Source organism: Oscillibacter sp. CU971 (assembly GCF_905219725.1).
Classification (GTDB): domain Bacteria; phylum Bacillota; class Clostridia; order Oscillospirales; family Oscillospiraceae; genus Oscillibacter.
Genome location: NZ_CAJMXG010000529.1, coordinates 1 through 1,224, shown reverse-complemented (window position 1 = coordinate 1,224; position 1,224 = coordinate 1). Strand labels below are relative to the sequence as shown.

Below are 1,224 nucleotides of genomic sequence, written 5' to 3'. Positions count from 1 at the left end.
TTATACCGACCTGATCGTGCAGAAGGAGCACGAAAAGAACGAGTGCAGAGCCCTGTGCCAGATGGCAGACCGCTCCCACATTTCCGGGAAGGTGATCCTGCTGGCTGACCGGAATTACGAATCCTGCAACAATCTGGCCCGCCTGGAGAAGCAGAACTGGAATTACCTGATCCGTTTTATCGTCTGCACCCACGTTGACAAACATCACATTCATTCGCATATCGTGTTCAACTCGACCGCCATAGACTGCACCAGAAAATTCCGAAACTTCTGGCGGTCCTCATTCGCGGTTCGGAGAATCTCCGATATGCTGTGCCTGGAAAATGGTCTGCCGGTGATTGCAGAGCCGAAGCCCAGTCGGGGCAACTACGGCGCATGGTTAGGTGAGGGCAAGCCGCCTACCGTCCGGGGACAGTTGGAGCAGATCATCGACACCGCCCTCGGCCAAGGCTGCAGGGATTTTGACGGCTTCCTTGCCGCTATGAAAGTGGCGGGTGTGGAGATAAAACGGGGCAAACACCTTGCGTTCAAAATCCCCAATGGTAAGAGGTTCGTGCGCTGCAATTCTCTCGGCGCTGGCTACTCCGAAACGGCGATTATGTAGCGCATTTCCGGCAAGCGTATTGTTGCCCCCGGGACAAAGGCAGCGGTAAACTCCAAGCCCAATCTGCTCATTGACATTCAGGCCAAGATGGCCGAAGGAAAGGGTAAAGGATGTAAACGCTGGGCGAAAACTTTCAATCTCAAAGAGATGGCAAAAACGCTCATCTACTTGCAGGAAAACGGGCTGACTGACCTTGGAGAATTGGAGAAAGCCTGTGATGCAGCGGCGCAGAAATTCAACGATTTATCCGACCAGTCGAAAGCCGCCAGCGCAAGAATGAAGGACACTTCTGAACTGCAAAAGCACATCGGCGCTTACGGTAAGACAAGGGAGATTTACGCACGGTACCGGAAATTGATGGGCAGGAAACGGGAGAAATTTTATGAACAGCATAGCAGTGAAATCACGGCCTGTCAAGCGGCAAAGCGGTACTTTGATTCTCTCGGTTTGAAGAAGCTGCCGTCCATGCAATCGCTGAAACAGGAGTATGCCGCACTGAAGGCCGAGAACAAAAAACGGTATCCAGAGTACAAGCATACGCGAGAAAAAATGATAGAACTGCTCACCGCCAAAAACAACGTGGAGCGGATTTTGGGCGCGACGGAGAAAGAGAAAAATCG

The 1,224-nt window shown here is 52.2% G+C and carries 1 protein-coding gene and 1 pseudogene; both read left to right on the top strand.

The window, feature by feature from the left end; all coding sequences use genetic code 11:
* Positions 1 to 604, top strand: a 604-nt coding sequence (locus tag JX325_RS17170) for a relaxase/mobilization nuclease domain-containing protein (protein ID WP_204792222.1), incomplete at its 5' end; no start/stop codon positions are given.
* 87 nt (positions 605 to 691) lie between these two features.
* Positions 692 to 1,224 (top strand): annotated as a pseudogene (locus JX325_RS17165) (relaxase); the annotation flags it as partial.